This window comes from Paenibacillus sp. GbtcB18, from assembly GCF_019091125.1.
In the GTDB taxonomy this organism is placed as follows: domain Bacteria; phylum Bacillota; class Bacilli; order Paenibacillales; family NBRC-103111; genus Paenibacillus_F; species Paenibacillus_F chitinolyticus.
This window is the reverse complement of record NZ_JAGXJX010000489.1, coordinates 1-260: the sequence shown is the minus strand read 5'-3', so window position 1 is coordinate 260 and position 260 is coordinate 1. Positions and strand designations below refer to the sequence as shown.

Annotated in this window: 1 protein-coding gene; it reads right to left on the bottom strand. The window is 74.6% G+C overall.

The genetic code is table 11. The features are described from left to right. Positions 1-260, bottom strand: a 260-nt coding sequence (locus KVT34_RS30475; protein ID WP_217563316.1) for a hypothetical protein, incomplete at both ends; no start/stop codon positions are given.

Genomic DNA, 260 nt, shown 5'->3' with positions numbered 1-260 from the left:
GAGGACGTCGCCAGCTCGGAGGGGGAGAGGGCGTCGGAGGACAGGCCGTCGGTGAGGCCGTCGTCCACTCCGCCGGTGAGGCCGTCGCCCAGGCCGTCTCCCAGGCCGTCGTTCAGCCCGGTGTCGCCGAAGGCGGTCGGGTCGGCCGTGGACAGACCGCCCAGCGAGCTCTCGCCGTCGGCTCCGAGGCCGCTGTTGCCCAGCCCGGACAGGCTGCCCAGGCCGGGGAAGGAGAGCGGGTTGAGCGCGCTGTCGATGGC